This window comes from Pseudomonas grandcourensis, assembly GCF_039909015.1.
Classification (GTDB): domain Bacteria; phylum Pseudomonadota; class Gammaproteobacteria; order Pseudomonadales; family Pseudomonadaceae; genus Aquipseudomonas; species Aquipseudomonas grandcourensis.
In genome coordinates this window covers 1,015,558-1,038,221 of the sequence record NZ_CP150919.1, presented here as the reverse complement: position 1 = coordinate 1,038,221, position 22,664 = coordinate 1,015,558, and the positions used below count along the sequence as shown (strand labels likewise).

Below are 22,664 nucleotides of genomic sequence, written 5' to 3'. Positions count from 1 at the left end.
AACTGCTTATTTGCCAGCGCCGACGACCATACTAATCAACACAGTTATTTATGCACGCGACAGTATGTTTTAATTAATTTCCCAACTAAAAACCAGCAACTACCAGACTTGCATTATCAACCCCAACTTCTTCGCCATGGCAACTGCCTGTGTACGCCGTTCCACACCCAACTTACTGTGAATGCGCCGGGCATGGGTTTTCACCGTATGCAGCGAAATGAACAACTGCTCGGCAATTTGCTGATTGGAATTGCCCTGGGCAATCAGGCCGAGCACTTCCAGTTCCCGACTGCTCAGAAGGCTGGCATCCAGTGTCCGCGCGCTCACTGTCTCCTCGCCTTGTAAACGACAGATCAGGTTCGGCTGGCGCAAGTTCAAATCACGCAATGCCTGTTGCCCCTGACAACGCTTGACCAACGCGAGCCCGGCCTCCAGCGCTGCCTGAGCCACGCCCGGCTCACCCGTCAGGTCCGCCACTTCGCAGATAGCCAATTGCAGTTCCGTTTCCAGTGCCAGCATGGCGTGTCGTTGCGCGTGTTCGAGTAACGCCCTGAGTCGATCCAGTGGACGTTGCGCCTGGTGCAGTTGAGTCTCGGCCAACACCAACTGGTATTCGATACGCGCAATCAGTTGCAGCGTGGCCGGCGGTGCCTGGCGCGCGTGGGCCCCGCGGTAATGACGCAAGACCCGGGTCAGCGCTTCCCGAGCCAACTCCGGGCGCCCTTGTTGCAGCCAGAAATGACTGCTGATTTGCAGCAGCACCCCGCGATACACCGTGTCGGGGATCTGCCGTTGCTGCATCAACCGTTCGGCCTCGCGCAGACGATCAAACGCATGGGCGTAGTCGCGTTGATTGGCCGCCAATTGCGCCTGCCCCAAAAATCCGTACAACACGTGTTTGTCCTGACTGTGCAGGCAGTAATCAAGGCCCGCCTGGAAACATTCGCCGGCCAGTTCGTCCTGGCCCTGGCACAAGGCCAACCGCCCACGCCGCAGGGCGATTCGTCCCAGCAGCGGCGTCGGTCGATCAGCCTGCCGTCCAAGCATTTCATGGATGTCGGTCAGCAACTGCCCGGCTCGACGGGGTGCACCACGCTGCTCCAGCAGTTGTGCATGATCGAGTTCGAGCAAGCCTTCAAACAGCAACGAGCCTTGTGCCCGCGCCAGGCACAGGGCGTCACGATTGAAGGCCTGGGCGGCATCGAGGTCGGCGTTGAGCAGCGCTTGCTGGGTCAACCCGGACAGACACAGCAACCGTGCGGGCCACGCCTCGGCCGTCAGCTCGTCCAGTGCCTCGATAAAATGCGCCCTTGCCGCCGGCAGGCGCCCCTGCAAATGCAGCAACCACCCCTGTTGCGCCTGCCAACGCGCCAGCAGTTGCCGTTGCAAGGATGCCGTCGGTTGCGGGGCAAATCGGGACAGTTGCCCAATGCAGGCAGCCGCCTGCTCGAAACGCCCTGCAAACAGCAACGCCGCGGTGATCAACCCCACCCGTTGCGGCGTGCCCAGGGTCAACTGTTCACCCAACTGCTCATGCAGTTTGAGTAACCAGCTGACGTTCTGACGTTTGAACAGATGCTCGAAACTGAAGTGTTGCATCAGGCTGACCGCGACTTCGTGCTCTTGCGCCAGCAACGCCTGCTCGAAGGCGCCCTGCCAGTCCTCTTCGGCGCTGAACCATTGGCACGCACGGCGATGCCAGGATCGCCCGGCCGGGGTCGGTTCTTCACGCATCTCCCGGGCCAGTGGCTCGAAGATCCGCAACCACTCGACGGAGTCTTCCCAGGGTTCAATGAAGCAGCCCATGTCCTGCAAGGCGTGCAGCCACTGCGCGCCCTCACCCGTACCGAAAAGATGCTCGCACAGGCTGGCGTTGAACCGTGGCAGATGAACCAGCACCTTCCAGACCTCAACCAACTCCGACGGTAAGGTGTTGAACAACTCGTGTTGCAGATAATCGAGTAATGTCGCCGAACGCCCCTGCTCACCCGACCACGGACAACCATTGAGCAACGCGATCCGCACGCCAGCGCACCAGCCTCCGCTACGCTGAACCACCTTTTTGGCGGTTTGTGCCGCCAGGGTCGGCTCGAGATGGCCGAGCAATTGCCCGACCTCGGCCTCAGTAAACGCCAGCGTCCGGCCTTCGCACTCGTACAACTCATCATCGAGCAGCAGCCGCGGCCAGTTGCAGGGCGGTCGTCGACGGGAACTCAGCCACCAGGTCAGCGCCGGGCTGGCGACGGCCAGCAGGCGATCGAGCATCCGGTCGAGTTCCGGACTGGGCGCCCGGCAGTAATCATCGAGAAACAGCCAGGTCGGCGCCTGCAATCGGGCCAGATGTGCCAGCAGCCCAGGCTCCTCCATCGAGGGCAGACCCAGCGCTTGCGTCAGGCGCAACAGAAAATCGGCCGCACTCAACGGCTCCCCCGCCAGCGGCAGCCAACAGACCCGAGCGTGCTCCGGCGCCCGCAGCAGGCATTCGGTGAACAACGCGCTCTTGCCACTACCGGCCGGTGCGCAAAGCAACTTCACCCGCGCGGTCGAGACCAGCATGGGCTCGATCAGCCGCTCGCGGGACAGATGATGGGACGACAGTCGGGGCAGGAAGCCAGGGCGGTCCAGACAGTGCGTCATTGCAGTCATTGTGATGCGCCTTTTTTATAATTCTGGCGCCACCCTAGCCCCCTCCCGAGCGCTTGTTGAAGAAGTATTCAACACACTGATCGACCGCTATAAAAAAGGTGACCGCAAAGTCACCCTTTTGTGTAGGAGCCTGTAGGAAACCTACCTAACCCCCGTGCTACGCAAGGCTGCCGGCGTGTAGTCCCCCGCTTTTGCATCGATGTTGAATTCGAAGCTGCGCTTCTCTTCGTTCTTCATTCCCAGGGCGATATAGCGACCGGCGATCAGGTCATACAGTGCTTCGACGGTGTAGGCCGGCACCTGGTGATCGTAGTAGAACTGGGCATGCCCTTCGGCGACGCGCCAGAGTTGGCCACGCCCGTCGTAGTGGTCGGCCAGCGCCACTTGCCAGCTGTCTTCATCGATGTACATGTGGCGCTTGGCATACACATGCCGCTCGTTCGGCTTGACCGTGGCGACGACTTCCCAGACCCGGTGCAGCTCGTAGCGGGTCAGGTCCTGATTGATGTGCCCGGCCTTGATCACATCGGTGTACTTGAGGTCGGGCGAGTCGAGCTTGTAGCTGTTGTAGGGGATGTACATCTCCTTCTTGCCGATCAGTTTCCAGTCGTAGCGATCCGGCGCGCCGGAAAACATGTCGAAATTGTCGGTGGTGCGCAGGCCGTCGGATGAGGTGCCGACACCGTCATATGCAACCTGCGGCGCACGCCGTACCCGGCGCTGGCCAGCGTTGTAGATCCAGGCCTTGCGCGGCTCCTTGACCTGATCGAGGGTCTCGTGGACCAGCAACACGTTGCCCGCCAGCCGCGCCGGCGCGGTCACTTCCTGCTTGAAGTAGTTGAGGACGTTATCGTCGCTGCCCGGTTTCAGATCGCCGAGCAACGACGGCACGGCGACTTCGTCCTTGAAGCGGATCACCGTGAAGTCACCATTGGACTGCGGTGTCGCCTGGGTGATGGTGCGGCGCAGATTGCCGCCATGGTAGCGAGTGACGTGGTTCCAGATCACTTCCACGCCATTCTTCGGAATCGGGAATGCGTAGTAGCGATTGCCGGTGAAGTTGGCCAGACCGTTACCGTCGTTGATTGGTGTTACGTTCAGCGCACTGCGTTTGGCCGACTCATAGATTTCTGCCGGTAACGCCACGGTGCGATGGCTCGGGTAGACCGGAATCTTGTAGGTCTCGGGATAGCGCTTGAACATCGCAATCTGGCCGTCGGAGAGCTTGTCCTTGTACTTGTCGACGGTCGCCGCGGTGATCACGAACAAGGGTTTTTCGTTGGCGAACGGGTCGGCCAGGAAACCTTTGTTGTCCACCGCACCCGCGTTTTTCGGGATGCCGCCGGTCCAGGCCGGAATCGAGCCTTCGGCATTGCCGGCCTTCTCGGCACCAAGCGGTGTAAGGCTGGTGCCGAGCTTGTTGGCTTCTTCCGGCGACACCGCGGCCATCACGTTGGCGGCCAGCAGACTCAGGGCCAGAACGGTGCCCAATTGCAGAATCATCTTGCGCATTGAATTCATCCTTTTCAGCCAGATCAGAAGTTCACACCAAAGCTCAACGCCACGAAGTCACGGTCGGTGAGGACGTTGTAGTCCCCGCCGAAAAAGTCGGTGTAACTGAGGCTCGCGGTATAGGTGTTGCGATAGTCCGCATCGACACCGAGGCTGATGGCCTTGGCGCCTTCGTTGAACAGACCGTTGGGGCCATAGCCGGAGACGTCGTGGGACCACGAGAGGTTGGGCCTGACGTTGATCCCGGCGATGAGGTTGTTGTAGTCGAGGATGGCCCGGCCGCGATAACCCCATGAAGTCGAGGTCACGAAGCCGTCGGTATCGCCGCCGAAACCATACTGGCCATACACCGAGTCGCGGCCGTAGCGCAGTTTGGTACGCGACTCCAGACCACCGACCCGGACCACCGCCGCCTCGCCCACCAGGGTCAGGCGATCCGCACCGGCTACCTGATCGATGAAGTGCGTCAGGGTGCTCTGGACCTGCGTCACCTCCTTGCGGCGATACCCCTTGTTGTCAGCCCCGGGTGACGTGGCGATGGGCGATGCCGCACCGCCCGCGATCGGATTGAGCATGGCCAGGGTCAGGTCATTGGTGTTGACCTGCACCGGGAGGTTGGGGCGGTAGCTGATTTCCCCGCTCCACGCGGTGCCGGTGGATAAGGTGGTGGCGAAGCTCGCGCCATAGAGGCGGATGTCCTCCGGGTATTCGAGGTAATACTGGCCGCGACCGAGCATCACGCTTTGGGCCAGACCCGAACCGCTGCCGGGGGCGATGCGGTTGGCGGCGGCAACGATCCCCGGAATGCTCGCCAGCGTACTGAGGCCAGCGGTGGTGGTCCCGACATTCGGCGAACGGCTGTGGTAGTTCATGAAGTACAGGCCGTATTCGGTGTCGTCCCCCAGCCAGCGCAACGCCGTACCCCACTGCCCGGAATCCCGGGCATCGCGGTCGCCACCACGGGGAACGATCACCCCCTCCTTGCTGACTTCAAAGCCCTGGCCAAAGGCAGCCGCAATCGGCTGCAAGGGTGCAATGGCCGGATTGGCCACGGTGTAACCCTTGTTGCAACCGTCCGCCACCACATCGACACCAAAGAATGTGCCGCAGTTATCGACGACCGTCTGGTCCCATTCCAGCTGATAGAAGCCTTCCACGGTCAACTTCTCCGTCAGGCCCTGGGAGGCGAACAGCATGTTGACCGGGATCAGGCCCTCCTTGATCTCGGCGCCAGGACGACGGAACGCGGACACGTCGACCGGATTGATGCTGTTGATCGAGTTGCCTATGAAGGTGCTCTCGCCCCAACTGACCACCTGCTTGCCGGCGCGGACCGTGCCCGGCAAATCGGCGAGGGAGTAGTTGTGATAGACGAAAGCATCGAGGATTTGTCCGCCTGAAGACTTGGCGCCCTCTTTGCGATTGTGATCGCTGATGTCCTTGAATGGGCGGCTTTCATCCTTGAGTTCAAAGTCGTACCAGTACTTGCCACGCACAAACGCACCGGTGTCGCCGTACTTCAGCTCGAGATCGTGAATACCCTTGAAGATCTTCGAGAAGGTTTCACCCTTCTTGAAGTTCAATCGCCCGTCGTCACCGGTCGAAGACTGGCCGGAACCACCGTTGACGGTGCCCACCAGCGCGCTATCCGCATCACGCATGCCCCAGCTCGCGCCGACCGACAGCGAGGAGTCGAACGTCCCCTCGATTTCCCCGATGTTGAACGAAATGGCCTGCGCCTGGGCACAGCAACCCAAGGCGACCGCAGCCGCCAGTGCCTGCGGTGTGAAGATGGCGCGCATTGTTGTTTTTGTCATGCGTCTTCCCCGGTGAGTGACAGAAGGCCTCACCCTACTGCCGGGCATCGGGGTCGATAAGCGCACCAAGGAGGTATTCGTGGTGTACCTCTAAAGGATGACTGGCACAGACGACGAGCAGCCGAATCCTGACTGTTGCCGGGGCTGCAACAGTGCATGTCCGTAATTGGTATTTTTCCTACGACACCAAGGGCTTATTCTTACCTGACTGCCACGGTAAACCGCCGCAAGGCACGATGTACCGGCCTGCGCCGTGACTGAAAGATTTCAGATGAATTGAGGATTCGGTTTATCACCCCGTGTTCACTGACGTTGATTTGTAGCTCCTGATCCAACGTCTTACTTTGGCCGCTGCGTTTGCAGCGGCCTTTTTTATGGGCGATGGTTTTCGATGAGTAACGGCTGTCAGTCGGCAACCCCTGACCATAAAGGCTGACCTTCGCATGCCTACATTTCTTTCAGAAAGTACCTACAAGCATAGGTAAACACCAAAAGCATTCGAGTCTTTAAGTTGAACAGCACGTCGGCGAACGACTTTTACCTTCGTCCGACTTCAAACTTACTTATTGCGAGTGCAACCATGAAACCCATCAAATACAACCATTATCGCTCAACCCGAAGCTTCAACAGTCGAATACGCTTTCTGATTCTTCACTACACGGCCGCTGACTTTGCGAGCTCTGTCAGTGCCCTGACCGGCCCGAATGTCAGCGCGCACTATCTGGTTCCGGACATCACCGACCCCAGCTACCTCAAAGCCGGCCATACCGGGCAGGAAGTGTTCAACCTGGTGGATGAAACCCATCGCGCATGGCACGCGGGTGTCAGTCAGTGGGGCAGCCGCGGCAATCTGAACGACACGTCCATCGGCATTGAAGTCGTCAACCTGGCGACCGACAACAAAGGTGACTTCACCTTCCCGCCGTATCACCCCGAGCAGATTGCTGCGATTGAGCAACTGGCGCTGAATATCCTCATGCGCTACCCGGATATCACGCCGACCCAGGTGTTGGGCCACTCCGATGTTTCGATCGGCCGCAAAAGTGACCCGGGACCGATGTTTCCCTGGCGAGAGCTTTACTTGAAAGGTGTCGGTGCCTGGTTCGATGAAAGCACTCGGGACGAGTATCTGCGCCAATACAACACAGCAGGGGTTCCAGCCCGAAGCGAATTGCTGGGGCTGTTCAAATCCTATGGATACGATGTTTCGGGCGCGTCAACGGACGGCGGTTTTCAACAGTTGGTGCGGGCATTCCAGATGCATTTTCGTCCGGAAAACCTCGATGGAAAAATGGACACGCAAACAGCCGCCAACCTGAAGGCGCTGGTAGTCAAATACTTTCCAGGCTGATCGTCGGCAAACGGCTTTGCAGCCGACAATGCAACAACCGGCAAGGTCAGCAATGTGACCTTGCCGGCGCTATCAGAGCGAATATTTCTGCAGGTTTCCCATCATTTCCTTCAGCGCTTCGATGTTGTCCTTCGGATGCGCCGCGCCCTCGAAGTCGCAAATCTGCTGCCAGTGTGCGGCCACGTCTTCCGGGGAGAAACCGGCCCGTGGATCGAAGCCGATGCCGAGGCTGCGCTCCCAGCGGACCTTGCCCATCCAGCCGCCACCGACTTCGAACAGACCGGAGGTTTCCTGGCAGTTCTCGCTGGCCAGGTACACCACCAGCGGGCTGACCAGTTCCGGCTTGAGCTGTTCGAAGACTTGCGGCGGGATCAGGCCTTCGGTCATGCGGGTGCCGCCGGTGGGGGCGATGGCGTTGACCAGGATGTTGTTCTTGCGGCCTTCGATGGCCAGGGTGCGGGTCAGGCCGTAGAGACCGAGCTTGGCCATGCCGTAGTTGGACTGGCCGAAGTTGCCATAGATGCCCGAGGTCGACGCGGTGAAAATCACCCGCCCGTAGTTCTGCTCGCGCATGTGCGGCCAGGCGGCGCGGGTGACTTTGTAGGCACCTTCGACGTGGACGCGGTAAACCAGGTCCCAGTCGGCGTCATCCATTTTGTGGAAGGTCTTGTCACGCAGGATCCCGGCGTTGTTGACCACCACGTCGACGCGACCGAAGACGTCCAGGGCGTGCTGGACCAGTTTGTCACCGTCGGTGACCGAGTCGTGGTTGGCCTCGGCGATGCCGCCGGCCTCGCGAATCTCCGCGACCACACGGGCGGCGGCCGAGGCATTGGCGCCTTCGCCTTGGGCCGAGCCGCCAAGATCGTTAACCAGCACCCTGGCGCCCTGTTTGGCGAACAACAGTGCATGCGCCCGTCCCAGGCCGCCACCGGCTCCGGTGATGATCACGACTTTATCTTCGAAGCGCACAGACTCATTCATGGGGGGACTCCAGCAGGCCAGGGGACAGTGAGTCCGAGTTTCAGGCACGGCGCTACGGGTCACAATGAACACGGGGGAGGCTGAATGGTGTGCGATAAGGCTGGGGGATGATTGATAGGGAAATGGACATGCACCCTGTGGAGAGGGGGCAAGCCCCCTCTCCACAAAAAAGCACAGCAGGTTGAACGCTGCGAATCAGGAGCACGCCACCTTGCGCGGCGGCAACAGCAGTTGATCGCGAAACGCCAGGTAGTGCTTGAGCACCTCGCCAGGGGCCTCGATCTGCGGGTAGTGGCCAATGTCCGGCAACACCACCGTATCCGCATCCGGGATCAGCTCCCGGTAACGCTCGACCATGTGCACGCCGGAGACCGGATCCACTCCGCCATCGATCACTCGCAGCGGCACTTCACCGCGTTGCATCGCGCTCACCCAGCGGTCGCGCCAGACGCGTCGCTCCGGGATGTAGGCGATCAATTTGTGCATGATCCGTGGCCCGCGCTGGCTTTCGACCAGGCTCCAGAAGTCATCCATCTGGCTTTCACTGGGACGGGTTTGCGGACCGAATATCTGCCGAAAGCTTCTCACCAGTCCGTCGCGACTGAAGGCGCGACCAATCATCCAGCCCAAAGGGCTGAGCAAGAGTTTTTGCATCAGTAGCGGGTGGTGGGTTTCCGGAAACAGCCCGCCGTTGAGAAACACGCAACTGGCCAGTTCCAGCCGCGATTCGTAATGCCGGGCCAGCAGTTCCTGGGCCACGCTGTCGCCATAGTCGTGGGCGAGCAGGTGCAACGGCTGTTCGATTTTCAGGTGTTCAAGCAGTGCCTGTTGCAGATCCGCTTGTTCCAGCAGGCTGTAATCGTGATTCACCGGTTTGGCCGAATCGCCGAAGCCCAGCATGTCGCAAGCGATCACGCGAAAACGCTGGGTCAATGGCTGCCACAGGTAATGCCAGTCCCAACTGGCGGACGGAAAGCCGTGAATGAGCAGCAGTGGCTCACCCTGCCCGGCTGTCCAGTAACGGATGCTCCGACCACGGAACACGAACGTCTGGCTGCGTTTGCGCCAGACACACAGGGGGATCTCGGCGAGTTCCATTAGAGTTTATAACCCGGGTCCAGTTTATCGAGTTTGCGCAGCAACGCCGGCCAGGCCAGCGCTCCGCCCATTCCTTGAGCACTTCGGGTGACACCCGCGATCATGGCTTTGGCGCCGGCCAGAATCTGCGGTTCGATGGCGATCAGTTCAGCGGCACCGTTTTGTGCCATGACCTGAATGTCGCAGGCACGTTGAAAGGTGAACATCATCAGGAACGTATCGGCGATGGTGCTGCCGCAGGTCAGCAAACCGTGGTTGTGCAACATCAGGAAATTGTTTTCACCGAGGTCGGCCTGCAGCCGCACTTTCTCTTCATGGTTGAGCGCCACGCCTTCGTAGGCGTGGTACGCCAGGCTGGAAAGCACGAACAACGACTGTTGGCTGATCGGCAGAACGCCCTGCTTCTGTGCCGACACTGCAACCCCCGAAGCCGTGTGGGTATGGAGCACGCAGACGACATCGTGACGAACTTCATGCACGGCACTGTGGATGGTGTAACCCGCCGGATTGATCTCGTAAGGACTGTCCATCAACTTGTTGCCGGCCTGATCGACCTTGACCAGGCTCGACGCGGTGATTTCGTGAAACATCAACCCGAACGGGTTGATCAGGAAATCTTCGGTGCCGGGCACCTTGGCGGAGATATGGGTGAAGATCAGGTCATCCCAGCCATGCTGGGCGACCAAGCGATAACAGGCTGCCAGGTCGACGCGCGTCTGCCACTCGGCAGCACTGACCTGGTCTTTGACACTGGGTGGCGATTGGACGGGAGCGACGGTCACGGAAAGAAGCCTCGGTGTTTTTATTATGGAGTGTTTCCTATGTTCACCGAGTCTAGTCAGCCCTTGAGGATCGTGTAGTTGCATTGGCAGCCAGCTTGATGACCCAGCGGGTCAGCCGCCCTGCTGCCTTGGATCCATGTCAAATGACCGGCGCCAGCAAGGGTCTGACCGGCATGGGGGCCGAGGCAACGTTCAGTCGCGCAGTGCGTTGATCAGGTCCGCCAGCCAAGGCTCTGCGTCTGTCTCTGGGGTCACGCTCTCGCTGGCATCCAGGCGCAACATCGGCAGTACTTCACGAATGCCCAGTTCACCGAATAATTCGCGCATCTGTTCGCCGCCGCCACAAAAAGTATCGCCATAGCTCGCATCGCCCAATCCGATCACCGCGCCCGGCAAACCGCGCCAGGCCGCTGGCAATTGGTCTCGAATGGTCGAATACAGCGGTTGCAGGTTGTCCGGCAGCTCACCCATGCCGGTGGTCGAGGTCACCGCCAGAAAGGCTTCGGGGCCAAACGCCTGGACGTCGGCGAGGGTCGCACGCGGGTTGTGCCAGGTTTCGAAACCGGCGGCTTTCAACAGGCTGGCGGCGTGGCGGGCAACTTCTTCGGCCGTGCCGTACACCGAGCCGGAAATGATGGCGACTTTCATCAATCTGATCCTGAATCCGAGTAAAAGACGCGGATATTAACAGCACGGTCGTGATAGTTCTTTTAGAATGCAATCGACAATCAATCAGGAAAGGATACTCCGATGATTAATGCACAACTGCTGCAAATGGTGATCAACGCCTCCAACGACGGTATCGTGATTGCCGAAAAGGAAGGCGATCAGGACAAAATCCTCATTTACGTCAACCCCGCGTTCGAACGCCTGACGGGGTACTCCAGCGAAGAAATCCTCTATCAGGATTGTCGTTTCCTGCAGTCGGGGGACCGCGATCAGGAAGCCCTGCCGCTGATTCGCGATGCATTGAACAGTGAAGGATCCTGCCGGGAAATACTGCGCAACTACCGCAAGGACGGCACACCGTTCTGGAACGAGCTGTCTCTTTCAACGGTGAAAAATCCGGCGGACGGCCAAACCTATTTTGTCGGTGTGCAGAAAGACGTCACCGTGCAGGTCAAGGCGCAACAGCGCGTGGCACAGCTGGAGGGGCAGTTGGCTGAACTCCAGGCCGAGCTTGCCGCACTCAAGGCGACGAACGGCGTAAACGAAACTCAGAATTAATGGTCAGTAACTACAATCACCAATAACTTTGTAACTATACCTTTCGAGCAGGCCATGCAACGCGACGCGCTCCTGACCCAGGATGAGCTGGATTTCATCCAGACCATGCAGCACAACCCGCAACTCAATGTGCGGGACGCGACGTCGAGCCTGCTCGTCAACGGTGGTTCGCAAATCCGTGACCTGCTCACCCGCCTGGCGGCCCATGAGCAGGTCACCATTCAAGCCAGCTTCGAAAACCAGCAAATGACCTTCCCCCTGCACCTGGTGGAAGACGAGTTCCATGCGCTGCATTTGCGTCTCGGCGTGCCGAGCATCTATGAAGACGGGCCGATGGTGCGGCCTTGGCGCCTGGTGCTGGACGAACCGGTAGCGCTGGAAAACGCCAAGGGTCAACCCGGCACCCTGTGGGTACACGAAGTGTCGTGCAAAGGGGTTTTGCTGGAAGCTCGCAACAAGACCAAACCGCCGAAGCATTTTGCCTTGTGGTTCAGCCCCTCAGGCTACGAGCGGATTGCCTTGCGCGGCACCTTCGAGAAAGAAAACGAAAAGGGCTTCTACGCCTATCAACTGAGCCAGAGCGATACGGACGAAACCGAGCGTCTGCGCCAGTTCATCCTGCAACAGCATCGTTTGACTCATCCTGCGCTGCATCTCTGAACTTCAAGTATCCAGAGTACCCGCCAGGAACTGTTTCAGACGCTGGCTCATGACTTCCCCTTCATTGCCCAGGCAACCGATCGATGACCCGGCCAGGCTCTCCTGTGCCAGGTCACAAGCATCGCCGGCCAACAACAATCGGCACTCCAGACTCATGGCCAGACGATTCAGGCGCCGCGGCAACTCGGGAGCCGGCGCATGATTTGAAAACAGCACCAGTGCCAGGGGCTTGATCCTGTCACACATCAGCGCCAGCTCCTCGAATGGCTGGCCCATGTTCAATACGCGAACGGCCGATGGCCCGGAACTCAGGAACAGGGCGGCGACCAGCAGTTCCAGTTCCCGGCAATTGCTATCCAGAGCGCAGATGACCACGCGACGCGCCTGTTTTTCGCGCATCAACAACAGACGCTGCGCCACCCGGGAACGCAGAAAACCATCCAGGAACAGCCACTCGCTGGTGCCGCCGAACTGGTCCTGGCGTTGCAACAACTGCTTCCAGATGGGAATCAGAATGTCCTGGAACACCACCGGCAGGGAGTAGCTGGAAAAGATTTGCCCGTAGACCTGCTCCAGTCGAATGTCGTCAAACCCGTTGACCACAGCAAGCACCTGCTGCCGCCACTGCGCGTAATCGGCTTCCACGAGGTGGTTGGGGATGATGTGCGACAACGTCTGGAGCGGCTCGGTCCTGGCCAGGATCTTGCCGATCCTGCTGACGGCAACCCCGCGCTCGATCCAGCCGAGGATGCTGTGGACACGCTCGATATCGGACATCGAATACAAGCGATGCCCACTATCGGTGCGTGTTGGAACAATCAGGCCATATCGTCGTTCCCAGGCTCGAAGAGTGACCGGGTTGACACCTGTCAGTCGCGCCACCTCGCGAATGGGAAAGAGTTCTTCCTGTTCGAGAGCGACGGCCTGCGTGGAGCCTGATGCGACGTCTGTAAGCATGGGCATCCTGTTGAAACATCCCTGTATCGTCCGAGCCTTATTCTAACGCCCATGCCCCGTAAAGTTTCCGTAAAAAATCGATACTGCGAATGAGCGGAAAAACGTCACAGACGCCATGGACGGAATCAGGAATAATCCTTGCTTGTTTCAAGTCGCAGCCCACCACCCCGGCGCTGTGCCTGGCGAAGTTCCTATCCGGAGCGACGCAAATGCCTTACGGAGATACACAATGTCTACCCCCCCCGTCACGCTGATGGTTGCGCGCCGCGTTGCCAATGGACGTTACCAGGACCTGATTGCCTGGTTGCGCGAAGGCGAACAACTGGCCACGGATTTTCCCGGCTATCTCGGCTCCGGTGTGCTCGCTCCGCCGCCCGAGGACGACGAATTCCAGATCATTTTCCGCTTCGCCGACGAACAGACCCTGCACGTATGGGAGCATTCGGCGTCGCGCACTGCCTGGCTGGCACGTGGCAGCGACCTGTTCGCCCACCCGACCGAACATCGGGTCAGCGGCATCGAGGGTTGGTTTGGTGCCGTCGGTCAACGCCCGCCGCGCTGGAAACAGGCCGTGGCGATCTGGCTGGCGTTCTTTCCGGTCTCGCTGCTGTTCAACTTTGTGCTGGGGCCGCTGTTGAGTGACATGAGCCTGCTGCCACGGGTGTTCATCAGCACCCTTTGCCTGACGCCGCTAATGGTCTACCTGTTCATTCCGTTGTCGACCCGTTTGCTGGCCGGCTGGCTGAACAGCACGCCGGTACGCCCATTGCGTGCCGAACCCTCCACTCAGAATCATTGATCCCACAGTTGTTTCCCCCGCAATAGGTAGAGCGCTCCCGTCGCTGGTATAGTTTTGTTCTCACCGCGACGCGAGCCGTTCATGACTTATTCCGCAGCCCCTGTCCTCATTACCGGCGCCGGCCAGCGTGTCGGCCTGCATTGCGCCCGGCGATTGCTGGAAGATGGCCATCGGGTGATTTTCAGCTACCGCAGCGAACGCCCCGGCGTACAAGCCCTGCGCGACCTGGGGGCCACCGCGGTGTTCGCGGACTTCGCCAGCGAAACCGGGATCCTCGCCTTCATCAGCGAACTGAAAACCCACACCGACTGTTTGCGGGCGATTGTCCACAACGCCTCCGAATGGCTGGCTGAAACGCCGGACACCGACGCTGCGGCATTCACCCGCATGTTCAGCGTGCACATGCTGGCGCCCTACCTGATCAACCTGCATTGCGCCGACCTGCTGCAACGCTCGAGCCCTGCCGACATCGTGCACATCAGCGATGACGTGACCCGCAGGGGCAGCAGCAAACACATCGGCTATTGCGCCAGTAAAGCCGGGCTCGACAGCCTGACCCTGTCCTTCGCCGCCAGGTACGCGCCGGCCATCAAGGTCAACGGGATCGCGCCGGCCCTGCTACTGTTCAACCCTGAAGACGATGTGGCCTACCGTGCCAAGGCGCTGGCCAAGTCCGCGCTGGGCATCGAACCCGGCTGCGAAGTTATCTACCAGAGCCTGCGTTATCTGCTCGACAACCCTTATGTCACCGGCACCACCCTGACCGTCAATGGCGGAAGGCACATCAAATAGTGTCCCGCGAGGATTTTCCATGACGTTATCCCTGCCCCAGAATTATCGAGAGATCCTCATCGGCCTCGGTGAAAACCCCGATCGCGAGGGTTTGCTCGACACGCCGAAGCGCGCAGCCAAGGCCATGCAGTACCTTTGCCATGGTTATGAGCAAAGTGTCGAAGAGATCGTCAATGGCGCGCTGTTCGCCTCCGACAATGATGAAATGGTGATCGTCGACAACATCGAGCTGTACTCGCTGTGCGAACACCACTTGCTGCCCTTCATCGGCAAGGCGCATGTGGCTTATATTCCAACCGGCAAGGTGCTTGGCCTGTCGAAGATTGCACGGCTGGTGGACATGTTCGCCCGGCGCCTGCAAATCCAGGAAAACCTCACCCGGCAAATCGCCGACGCGGTGCAGCAAGTGACCGGCGCGGCCGGCGTCGCGGTGGTCATCGAAGCGCAGCACATGTGCATGATGATGCGCGGCGTCGAGAAACAGAATTCGACCATGAACACCTCGGTAATGCTCGGCGCCTTCCGCGAGTCGAGCAATACCCGCCAGGAGTTCCTGCAATTGATTGGACGGAGCAAGTAGCAATGCCACAACTTCAGCCAGGCATGGCACGCATCCGGGTCAAAGACCTGTGCCTGCGTACCTTCATCGGCATCAACGAGGATGAAATCCTCAACAAGCAGGATGTGCTGATCAACCTCACCATTCTGTACGCAGCCCAGGAAGCGGTACGGGACAACGACATCGATCACGCGTTGAACTACCGGACCATTACCAAAGCAATCATCGCCCATGTGGAAGGCAACCGCTTTGCCCTGCTCGAACGCCTGACCCAGGAAATTCTCGATCTGGTGATGGCCAACGCATCGGTGCTGTACGCCGAGGTCGAGGTCGACAAGCCCCACGCGCTGCGATTCGCCGAGTCGGTGTCGATTACGCTTGCAGCGAGCCGCTAGCTTCAAGCCACAAGCGCCAGGCTGTAAACTTGCAGCCACCGCCATCCAACTTGCAGCTTCAAGCCTGCCGCTTGAAGCTGTCTCGCAGAGACCGCCATGACCGATCAACAACGCCTGGAACTCGAAGCCGCCGCCTTTCGCCGGCTGGTGGCCCATCTGGACAGCCGCAAGGATGTACAGAACATCGACCTGATGAACCTCTCGGGTTTTTGCCGCAACTGCCTGTCCAAGTGGTACAAGGCGGCGGCCGACGACCGTCAGATCGAGGTCAGCCTCGATGAAGCCCGCGAAGTGGTTTACGGCATGCCGTACGCCGAATGGAAAGCCCAATATCAGCAAGAAGCCAGCGCCGACCAGCAAGCGGCGTTCGCCAAAGGAAAACCCAATGAGTGATTTGAACACCCTGCGCGCCAGCCTCAAGACCGGCGAACACGCCTTCGCCGACACCCTGGCGTTCATTGCCGCCGGTTACGACTACCAGCCTCAGGCCTTCAACAACGGTGGCGTGGAAAACGCGGCCGGGCAGAACGAAGGCTCGTGCAAGACCCTGGGTCTGGCGCTGCTCGAAGGCTTGAGCGATGAAGAAGCACTGCTGGCTTTCGGCGAGCATTACCGTTCGGTTGTTGCCACACCTGAAGGCAGCGATCACGGCAACATCCGCGCGTTGATTGCCCATGGACTGGCTGGTGTGAAATTCACTCAGCAGCCGCTGACCCGCCGCTGATTCAAATTGTAGGAGCGAGCCTGCTCGCGAAAAACCCAAGAGCACTGCCGGGCCTCTGGTTTACGGGTAATCGTTCACCACCATCGCGAGCAGGCTCGCTCCTACAGATGATCGACAGTACAACCCGACTTTTAAGATTGACCCGGCAACTTTATTTCGTTTGCCCCGCACCACCGCTCACGGCTTAGATAAAAAGAAGCCCTCCTTCTTCCGAGCCGGTCATTCATGCGCAGCGAAACCATCAGCCAGTCGATCAACATCGTTCACCCCGTCACGCTCAGCCACGGCAAAAACGCCGAGGTCTGGGACACCGATGGCAAACGCTACATCGACTTTGTCGGCGGCATCGGCGTGCTGAACCTCGGCCATTGCCATCCGCGCATCGTCGAGGCCATTCGCGAACAGGCCACCCGGCTGACCCACTACGCGTTCAACGCAGCCCCCCATGTGCCTTACCTCGAACTGATGGATCGTCTCAGTGCGTTCATGCCAGTGGGTTACCCGGTCAGCGGCATGCTCACCAACAGCGGCGCGGAAGCGGCGGAAAACGCCCTGAAGATCGTCCGTGGCGCCACCGGCCGCAGCGCGGTCATCGCCTTCGACGGCGCTTTCCACGGCCGCACACTGGCCACCCTCAACCTCAATGGCAAAGTCGCGCCGTACAAACAGAAGGTCGGCGTGCTGCCGGGGCCGGTGTTTCACCTGCCCTTCCCCAGCCATGACAACGGCGTCACCTGTGCCGAGGCCCTCAAAGCCATGGAGCGCCTGTTCAGCGTCGAGATTGATGTCGAAGACGTCGCCTGCTTTATCGTCGAGCCGGTGCAGGGCGAAGCGGGTTTCCTGGCCTTGGACGTCGAGTTCGCCCAGGTGCTGCGCAAGTTCTGCGACGACAAGGGCATCGTGTTGATCGCCGATGAAATCCAGTCCGGTTTCGGCCGAACCGGCCAGCGCTTTGCGTTCTCGCGACTCGGGATCGAGCCGGACCTGATCCTGCTCGGCAAAAGTATCGCCGGCGGTGTGCCGCTGGGTGCGGTGGTCGGGCGCAAGTCACTGCTCGACAACTTGCCCAAGGGCGGACTCGGTGGCACTTACTCCGGCAATCCCATCGCCTGCGCAGCTGCCCTGGCAACCCTGGACGAAATGACCGATGCCAACCTGCATGCCTGGGGCGCCCAACAGGAAGAAGCGATTGTCGGCCGCCATGCAACCTGGCGCGCGAACAACCTGACGCCGTACCTGGGACGCCTGACCGGTGTCGGCGCCATGCGTGGTATCGAGTTGATCAACGCCGATGGCTCGCCCGCCCCGGCACAATTGACCCAACTGCTGGCGCTGGCGCGGGATGCAGGTTTGCTGCTGATGCCCAGCGGCAAGTCGCGGCACATCATTCGCTTGCTGGTGCCGTTGACCGTCGAGGCGACGGTATTGGAGGAAGGGCTGGATATCCTTGAAGCGTGCCTGGCAAAACTGACCTGAACACCATCCCTGTGGGAGCGGGCTTGCTCGCGAAGAGGGAGTGTCAGCCGACATCAATATTGACTGACACACCGACTTCGTCGGATCGCCGCCCGGAGCAAGCCCACTCCCACATTGGAATGTGATCGGGTTGTAAATCGCGGGCACAAAAAAACCGGCCGAAGCCGGTTCTTTCATTTCAACGAAAGCAGAATCAAGCGTTCTGCAGATCGTCCAGGTAACGCTCGGCATCCAGTGCCGCCATGCAACCGGCGCCAGCGGAGGTGATGGCCTGACGGTACACGTGGTCAGCCACGTCACCGGCGGCGAAGATACCTTCGAGGTTGGTGGCAGTGGCGTTGCCGTCGCGGCCGCCCTGCACAACCAGGTAGCCGTCTTTCAGGGTCAACTGGCCTTCGAACAGCGAAGTGTTCGGTGTGTGGCCGATGGCGATGAACACGCCGTCGACTTTCACTTCGTCGAAGCTGCCGTCGTTGTTCTTCAGGCGGGCACCGGTCACGCCCATGTTGTCGCCCAGCACTTCGTCCAGGGTCGCGTTCAGCTTCAGCTCGATCTTGCCTTCGGCAACACGGGCGTTCAGCTTGTCGATCAGGATCTTCTCGGCGCGGAAGGTCTCGCGACGGTGGATCAGGGTCACCTTGCTGGCGATGTTGGCCAGGTACAGGGCTTCTTCGACAGCGGTGTTGCCGCCGCCGACCACAGCCACAGGCTTGTTGCGGTAGAAGAAACCGTCGCAGGTCGCGCAGGCCGAAACGCCTTTGCCCATGAAGGTTTCTTCGGACGGCAGGCCCAGGTAGCGAGCGCTGGCACCGGTGGCAATGATCAGGGCATCGCAGGTGTAAGTCGCGCTGTCGCCGGTCAGGGTGTACGGCTTGGCAGCGAAGTCGACGGCATTGATGTGATCGAACACGATCTCGGTTTCAAAGCGCTCGGCGTGCTCGCGCATCCGCTCCATCAGCGCCGGGCCGGTCAGGCCGTGGACGTCGCCCGGCCAGTTGTCGACTTCGGTGGTGGTGGTCAGTTGACCGCCGGCCTGCATGCCGGTGATCAGCAGTGGCTTGAGGTTGGCACGGGCGGCATAGACCGCAGCGCTGTAACCGGCAGGGCCGGAACCGAGAATAATCACTCGCGAATGACGGACTTCAGACATGACCTGCTCCTGTTGACCGGCCCGGAATACCTGGCGCGGAACGCCGGATTGCCGGCTGGAATAAAAAAGAACGGTTGAAAGCACTTGGGGAAGGCTTGAACCCGACCGTCCTGTAAAAGATTGGGTGCAGCGTATCGAGTGGGCGAAGATTAAGGAAATACGGTTTAACAATCCAGCTCATAGGTGGTCTCTATGCCATCGGCACGACTATATCGACGTCTTTGTTACAGTGAATGTCGATACCACCATCGCGCTTTCGCCTGTGAAGCAAAGCCGGTAAGGTCGGCGCGTTTTCCCTCTGTCTGGAGCCTCTTATGCCCGCCCCTGTTCTGTCCGGCCCGCAATACCTGCGCGAAGGCCTCAAGCTGGTGCTGAGCCCCAGCCTGCGTTTGTTTGTGTTGTTGCCGCTTGCAATCAACCTGGTACTGTTCGTCGGATTGATCTACCTGGCCAGTCATCAATTCAGCCTGTGGGTCGACACCTTGATGCCGTCCCTGCCCGACTGGCTGAGTTTTCTCAGCTACATCCTCTGGCCATTGTTCGTGATGCTGGTGGTGTTTATGGTGTTCTTCACCTTCACCATGCTCGCCAACGTGATTGCCGCGCCGTTCAATGGCTTCCTCGCGGAGAAAGTCGAAGTGGTGGTGCGCGGCACCGATGACTTCCCGGCCTTCAGCTGGGGCGAGCTGATCGCCATGATCCCGCGCACCCTGGCCCGGGAGATGCGCAAGCTCGGCTACTTTCTGCCCCGGGCCATCGGGCTGTTCATCCTCTCGTTCATCCCGGTGGTGAACATCATCGCCGCACCGCTGTGGCTGTTGTTCGGGGTGTGGATGATGGCGATCCAGTACATCGACTACCCGGCGGACAACCACAAGCTGGGCTGGAACGAAATGCTCGCCTGGCTGCGGCAGAAGCGCTGGCAGAGCATGAGTTTTGGCGGCAGCGTGTACCTGGTGCTGCTGATTCCGGTGGTCAACATCCTGATGATGCCGGCGGCCGTGGCCGGGGCGACGTTGTTTTGGGTGCGTGAACGCGGCGCGGAAAACCTGGTGACGCAGCGCTGAGCCATCAGCGCCGGTAGCGCAGTCACAAATCCATCATCCCGACGTCACACTGACGACATGGCCCCGGTCGACACTGGGGTCATGACGACAGCTCTGCATATCACCCTGATCACCGAAACCTTCCCACCGGAAATCAACGGCGTGGCCAATACCCTGGGTCGCTTGTGCGACGGTTTGCGCGCGCGCGGGCATCAAGTGGAGCTGGTGCGGCCGCGTCAGGGCTGCGACCAGCAATTGAGCAGCGATGATGAGTTGCTGTTGTGCCGGGGCTGGCCGCTTCCGGGTTACCCCGGTTTGCAATGGGGCCAATCGTCGATGCACAAACTGCTGCGACGCTGGACGCGTCACCGCCCGGATGTGCTCTACATCGCCACCGAGGGTCCGCTAGGTTTGTCAGCGTTGCGTGCGGCAAGGCGACTGGGGATTTCAGTGGTCAGCGGTTTCCACACCAATTTCCAGCAGTACTCCAACCAGTACGGGCTTGGTTTGCTCACGCGCCTGCTGACTCACTACCTGCGCTGGTTCCACAATCGCTCGACCATGACCCTGGTGCCCAGCGTCAGCCAGCGCCTGGAACTGGAGCGACGTCAGTTCGAGCGACTGGCGTTGCTGTCCCGTGGGGTCGACAGCGAATTGTTTCACCCGGTCAAACGCTTGAATGCCCTGCGCGAGCAATGGGGGCTGGCCGAGGCAGACATCGCCGTGATTCACGTCGGACGCCTGGCCCAGGAAAAAAACCTTGGCCTGCTCAAGCGCACCTTCAATACCCTCAAGGCGAGTTATCCCCAGCGCACGCTGAAACTGATCGTGGTCGGCGATGGCCCGCAGCGCCAGGAACTGGAAAACGAAATACCCGAGGCGATTTTTTGCGGCACGCAACGGGGTGAAGCCCTGGCGTGTCACTACGCGTCGGGCGACGTGTTTCTGTTTCCGAGCCTGACCGAAACCTTCGGTAACGTGGTACTTGAAGCACTTGCCTCGGGGCTTGGCGTGGTGGCCTACGACCAGGCGGCGGCCGCCCAGCATATTCGTCATGGCTACAACGGCGTGCTGGCGATGCCGGGAGATGAAGAAGCGTTCTGCGATGCAGCGGCATGGCTGCTGGAGGAAAGGGAAGCCTTGCGCAATGTGCGCCTCAATGCGCGCCAGCACGCCAGTCGCCAGGGTTGGGCGACGATCATCGAGCAGTTCGAGGGACAGTTGCGCGGGGCGTGTGCCGGGGAGATGGTGGTGCCGAATGCACCGACTGTTCCCTGATTTTGCAGTGTTCTTGAGTCAGTCTTCGCGAGCAGGCTCGCTCCCACTTTGGTTCTGTGTCGTACACAAATCCCCGGTGGGAGCGAGCTTGCTCGCGATGAGGCCTTCCCGATTGCAGCTTAAACCAGCGTCATCAACGCCTCACGGCTGAACGGCAGAATGTCTTCCTCACGACCGTCGCGCACTTTCTGCGCCCAGTCCGGGTCCACCAGCAACGCACGACCGACCGCCACCAGGTCGAACTCATCGTTGTTCAAACGCTCCAGCAGTTTCTCCAGACTGGCCGGCTGCGCGACCTTGTCGGTATTGACCATGAACTGCAGGAACTCGCCGTCCAGGCCGACACTGCCCACGGTGATGGTTGGCTTGCCGGTGAGTTGGCGGGTCCAGCCGGCCAGGTTCAGCTCGGAACCGTCGAACTCCGGCTCCCAGAAGCGGCGGGTCGAACAGTGGAAAATATCCACGCCCGCGTCGGCCAACGGCTTGAGGAACTCGCCCAAGGCTTCCGGGGTTTGCACCAGACGTGCGGTGTAGTCCTGCTGCTTCCACTGGGAGAAACGGAAGATGATCGGGAAACCTTCACCGACCGCGGCACGCACGGCCTGAATCAATTCAATGGCGAAGCGCGAACGGTTGGCCAGGCTGCCGCCGTACTCGTCGGTACGCTGGTTGCTGCCTTCCCAGAAGAACTGGTCCACCAGATAACCGTGGGCACCGTGGATTTCCACGCCATCCATGCCGATGCTCTGGGCATCCTTGGCGGCCTGGGCGAACGCGGCGATCACGTCCTGGATGTCTTGTCTGGTCATGCCGTGCACCACGACCTGACCTTCCTTCACTTTTTCCGACGGGCCATAACCCGGCACGCTGGCGTCCGGCTCGGTGCCGATCCGGCGCACGCTGCCCACATGCCACAGCTGCGGAACGATCTTGCCGCCTTCGGCGTGAACGGCGTCGACGACTTTCTTCCAGCCGGCCAGGGCCGCTTCACCGTAGAAATGCGGAACGTTCGGGTAGCCGTTGGAAGCCTTGTGACCGACGGTGGTGCCTTCGGTGATGATCAGGCCGACTCCCGCAGCGGCGCGACGACGGTAGTATTCGATCACTTTGGAATTTGGCACGCCGCCCGGGGAAAAGGAGCGGGTCATCGGCGCCATGACGACGCGGGTCGGTAGTTCGAGGGTGCCGAGGTGGAACGGTTTGAACAGGGCTTTGACGGGCATGGGACGCTCCACGGAAGAATGACTTTATGACGACGATAATATGGAGAGTCCAAAGTCTTGAACAGCATTATTGATTTCGGTGATTAAGAGTCAAAAGACAGAAAGCAAAAGATCGCAGCCTTCGGCAGCTCCTACACAGGATCGTAGGAGCTGCCGAAGGCTGCGATCTTTTGATCTTGATCTATGGC

General features: G+C 60.0%; 22 protein-coding genes. 12 read left to right on the top strand and 10 right to left on the bottom strand.

Annotation, left to right across the window (positions count from 1 at the left end; genetic code table 11):
* Positions 1–99: 99 nt before the first annotated feature.
* From AABM52_RS04490 to AABM52_RS04480, 3 genes are all read right to left on the bottom strand, one after another.
* Positions 100–2,646 (bottom strand): LuxR C-terminal-related transcriptional regulator, encoded by a 2,547-nt coding sequence (locus AABM52_RS04490; protein WP_347910681.1) that lies wholly within the window; start codon positions 2,644–2,646, stop codon positions 100–102.
* A 141-nt stretch (positions 2,647–2,787) separates the two neighbouring features.
* Positions 2,788–4,158, bottom strand: coding sequence for a DUF1329 domain-containing protein (locus AABM52_RS04485; protein ID WP_347910679.1), 1,371 nt, complete (start codon positions 4,156–4,158; stop codon positions 2,788–2,790).
* A gap of 23 nt (positions 4,159–4,181) precedes the next feature.
* Complete coding sequence (locus AABM52_RS04480) at positions 4,182–5,975, bottom strand: DUF1302 domain-containing protein (RefSeq protein WP_347910677.1); 1,794 nt, start codon at positions 5,973–5,975, stop codon at positions 4,182–4,184.
* A gap of 580 nt (positions 5,976–6,555) precedes the next feature.
* Between AABM52_RS04480 and AABM52_RS04475 the strand changes: the two genes are divergently transcribed.
* A complete protein-coding gene (locus tag AABM52_RS04475) occupies positions 6,556–7,326 on the top strand; it encodes an N-acetylmuramoyl-L-alanine amidase (RefSeq protein WP_347912582.1) in 771 nt (256 codons plus the stop codon).
* 72 nt (positions 7,327–7,398) lie between these two features.
* Here AABM52_RS04475 and AABM52_RS04470 read toward each other — a convergent pair whose 3' ends face one another.
* The 4 genes from AABM52_RS04470 to AABM52_RS04455 all read right to left on the bottom strand — a co-directional run bounded on the left by AABM52_RS04470 (position 7,399) and on the right by AABM52_RS04455 (position 10,838).
* Entirely contained in the window at positions 7,399–8,310 is a 912-nt protein-coding gene (locus AABM52_RS04470) for an SDR family oxidoreductase (protein WP_347910675.1), read from the bottom strand.
* 195 nt (positions 8,311–8,505) lie between these two features.
* A complete protein-coding gene (locus AABM52_RS04465) occupies positions 8,506–9,408 on the bottom strand; it encodes an alpha/beta hydrolase (RefSeq protein WP_347910674.1) in 903 nt (300 codons plus the stop codon).
* Entirely contained in the window at positions 9,408–10,190 is a 783-nt protein-coding gene (locus AABM52_RS04460; RefSeq protein ID WP_046040106.1) for a class II aldolase/adducin family protein, read from the bottom strand. The genes AABM52_RS04465 and AABM52_RS04460 overlap by 1 nt, the downstream gene beginning before the upstream one ends.
* A 192-nt stretch (positions 10,191–10,382) precedes the next feature.
* A complete protein-coding gene (locus AABM52_RS04455) occupies positions 10,383–10,838 on the bottom strand; it encodes a flavodoxin (RefSeq protein WP_347910672.1) in 456 nt (151 codons plus the stop codon).
* 102 nt (positions 10,839–10,940) lie between these two features.
* Between AABM52_RS04455 and AABM52_RS04450 the strand changes: the two genes are divergently transcribed.
* Both AABM52_RS04450 and AABM52_RS04445 read left to right on the top strand, forming a co-directional pair.
* Complete coding sequence (locus tag AABM52_RS04450) at positions 10,941–11,417, top strand: PAS domain S-box protein (RefSeq protein ID WP_347910670.1); 477 nt, start codon at positions 10,941–10,943, stop codon at positions 11,415–11,417.
* 54 nt (positions 11,418–11,471) lie between these two features.
* The gene (locus tag AABM52_RS04445; RefSeq protein WP_223467468.1) at positions 11,472–12,077 is read left to right on the top strand and encodes a hypothetical protein; all 606 of its coding nucleotides are present in this window, start codon (positions 11,472–11,474) and stop codon (positions 12,075–12,077) included.
* Between the two features lie 3 nt (positions 12,078–12,080).
* On the opposite strand, the gene AABM52_RS04440 is transcribed toward AABM52_RS04445, so the two are convergent.
* A complete protein-coding gene (locus AABM52_RS04440; RefSeq protein WP_347910668.1) occupies positions 12,081–13,040 on the bottom strand; it encodes a MerR family transcriptional regulator in 960 nt (319 codons plus the stop codon).
* 223 nt (positions 13,041–13,263) lie between these two features.
* Here AABM52_RS04440 and AABM52_RS04435 point away from each other — a divergent pair, with 223 nt between their 5' ends.
* The 7 genes from AABM52_RS04435 (at position 13,264) to AABM52_RS04405 (ending at position 17,779) form a co-directional block, all read left to right on the top strand.
* Positions 13,264–13,833, top strand: a complete 570-nt coding sequence (locus AABM52_RS04435; RefSeq protein ID WP_347910666.1) for an antibiotic biosynthesis monooxygenase — start codon at positions 13,264–13,266, stop codon at positions 13,831–13,833.
* A gap of 81 nt (positions 13,834–13,914) precedes the next feature.
* On the top strand, positions 13,915–14,625 hold the full coding sequence (folM, locus tag AABM52_RS04430; protein WP_347910665.1) for a dihydromonapterin reductase: 711 nt from the start codon (positions 13,915–13,917) through the stop codon (positions 14,623–14,625).
* A gap of 19 nt (positions 14,626–14,644) precedes the next feature.
* Positions 14,645–15,205, top strand: coding sequence for a GTP cyclohydrolase I FolE (gene folE / locus AABM52_RS04425; RefSeq protein ID WP_347910663.1), 561 nt, complete (start codon positions 14,645–14,647; stop codon positions 15,203–15,205).
* A 2-nt stretch (positions 15,206–15,207) separates the two neighbouring features.
* Positions 15,208–15,579 (top strand): dihydroneopterin triphosphate 2'-epimerase, encoded by a 372-nt coding sequence (folX, locus tag AABM52_RS04420; RefSeq protein WP_007970304.1) that lies wholly within the window; start codon positions 15,208–15,210, stop codon positions 15,577–15,579.
* A gap of 96 nt (positions 15,580–15,675) precedes the next feature.
* Positions 15,676–15,972, top strand: coding sequence for a DUF1244 domain-containing protein (locus tag AABM52_RS04415; protein WP_046040093.1), 297 nt, complete (start codon positions 15,676–15,678; stop codon positions 15,970–15,972).
* Positions 15,965–16,303, top strand: coding sequence for a HopJ type III effector protein (locus AABM52_RS04410; RefSeq protein WP_347910661.1), 339 nt, complete (start codon positions 15,965–15,967; stop codon positions 16,301–16,303). Before AABM52_RS04415 ends, AABM52_RS04410 begins: the two co-directional genes overlap by 8 nt.
* Positions 16,304–16,528: 225 nt before the next feature.
* A complete protein-coding gene (locus tag AABM52_RS04405) occupies positions 16,529–17,779 on the top strand; it encodes an aspartate aminotransferase family protein (RefSeq protein WP_347910659.1) in 1,251 nt (416 codons plus the stop codon).
* A gap of 193 nt (positions 17,780–17,972) precedes the next feature.
* On the opposite strand, the gene trxB is transcribed toward AABM52_RS04405, so the two are convergent.
* On the bottom strand, positions 17,973–18,929 hold the full coding sequence (trxB, locus tag AABM52_RS04400) for a thioredoxin-disulfide reductase (protein ID WP_218429324.1): 957 nt from the start codon (positions 18,927–18,929) through the stop codon (positions 17,973–17,975).
* Between the two features lie 314 nt (positions 18,930–19,243).
* Here trxB and cysZ point away from each other — a divergent pair, with 314 nt between their 5' ends.
* Together cysZ and AABM52_RS04390 are read left to right on the top strand one after the other, a co-directional pair.
* On the top strand, positions 19,244–19,996 hold the full coding sequence (gene cysZ / locus AABM52_RS04395) for a sulfate transporter CysZ (RefSeq protein WP_347910657.1): 753 nt from the start codon (positions 19,244–19,246) through the stop codon (positions 19,994–19,996).
* Between the two features lie 57 nt (positions 19,997–20,053).
* Entirely contained in the window at positions 20,054–21,253 is a 1,200-nt protein-coding gene (locus AABM52_RS04390; RefSeq protein ID WP_347910655.1) for a glycosyltransferase family 1 protein, read from the top strand.
* A gap of 119 nt (positions 21,254–21,372) precedes the next feature.
* Here the strand turns inward: AABM52_RS04390 and AABM52_RS04385 are convergent, their stop codons facing one another.
* Positions 21,373–22,476, bottom strand: a complete 1,104-nt coding sequence (locus tag AABM52_RS04385) for an NADH:flavin oxidoreductase (protein ID WP_347910653.1) — start codon at positions 22,474–22,476, stop codon at positions 21,373–21,375.
* Positions 22,477–22,664 lie beyond the last annotated feature (188 nt).

Coding starts and splice junctions, on each gene's coding strand:
- AABM52_RS04435 (WP_347910666.1), top strand. CDS start 13,264: ATGTCTACCCCCCCCGTCACGCTGATGGTTGCGCGCCGCGTTGCCAAT.
- AABM52_RS04410 (WP_347910661.1), top strand. CDS start 15,965: ATGAGTGATTTGAACACCCTGCGCGCCAGCCTCAAGACCGGCGAACAC.
- AABM52_RS04480 (WP_347910677.1), bottom strand. CDS start 5,975: ATGACAAAAACAACAATGCGCGCCATCTTCACACCGCAGGCACTGGCG.
- AABM52_RS04440 (WP_347910668.1), bottom strand. CDS start 13,040: ATGCCCATGCTTACAGACGTCGCATCAGGCTCCACGCAGGCCGTCGCT.
- AABM52_RS04445 (WP_223467468.1), top strand. CDS start 11,472: ATGCAACGCGACGCGCTCCTGACCCAGGATGAGCTGGATTTCATCCAG.
- AABM52_RS04475 (WP_347912582.1), top strand. CDS start 6,556: ATGAAACCCATCAAATACAACCATTATCGCTCAACCCGAAGCTTCAAC.
- AABM52_RS04385 (WP_347910653.1), bottom strand. CDS start 22,476: ATGCCCGTCAAAGCCCTGTTCAAACCGTTCCACCTCGGCACCCTCGAA.
- AABM52_RS04465 (WP_347910674.1), bottom strand. CDS start 9,408: ATGGAACTCGCCGAGATCCCCCTGTGTGTCTGGCGCAAACGCAGCCAG.
- trxB (WP_218429324.1), bottom strand. CDS start 18,929: ATGTCTGAAGTCCGTCATTCGCGAGTGATTATTCTCGGTTCCGGCCCT.
- AABM52_RS04455 (WP_347910672.1), bottom strand. CDS start 10,838: ATGAAAGTCGCCATCATTTCCGGCTCGGTGTACGGCACGGCCGAAGAA.
- folE (WP_347910663.1), top strand. CDS start 14,645: ATGACGTTATCCCTGCCCCAGAATTATCGAGAGATCCTCATCGGCCTC.
- AABM52_RS04490 (WP_347910681.1), bottom strand. CDS start 2,646: ATGACTGCAATGACGCACTGTCTGGACCGCCCTGGCTTCCTGCCCCGA.
- AABM52_RS04405 (WP_347910659.1), top strand. CDS start 16,529: ATGCGCAGCGAAACCATCAGCCAGTCGATCAACATCGTTCACCCCGTC.
- AABM52_RS04415 (WP_046040093.1), top strand. CDS start 15,676: ATGACCGATCAACAACGCCTGGAACTCGAAGCCGCCGCCTTTCGCCGG.
- folX (WP_007970304.1), top strand. CDS start 15,208: ATGCCACAACTTCAGCCAGGCATGGCACGCATCCGGGTCAAAGACCTG.
- cysZ (WP_347910657.1), top strand. CDS start 19,244: ATGCCCGCCCCTGTTCTGTCCGGCCCGCAATACCTGCGCGAAGGCCTC.
- AABM52_RS04470 (WP_347910675.1), bottom strand. CDS start 8,310: ATGAATGAGTCTGTGCGCTTCGAAGATAAAGTCGTGATCATCACCGGA.
- AABM52_RS04485 (WP_347910679.1), bottom strand. CDS start 4,158: ATGCGCAAGATGATTCTGCAATTGGGCACCGTTCTGGCCCTGAGTCTG.
- AABM52_RS04390 (WP_347910655.1), top strand. CDS start 20,054: ATGGCCCCGGTCGACACTGGGGTCATGACGACAGCTCTGCATATCACC.
- folM (WP_347910665.1), top strand. CDS start 13,915: ATGACTTATTCCGCAGCCCCTGTCCTCATTACCGGCGCCGGCCAGCGT.
- AABM52_RS04450 (WP_347910670.1), top strand. CDS start 10,941: ATGATTAATGCACAACTGCTGCAAATGGTGATCAACGCCTCCAACGAC.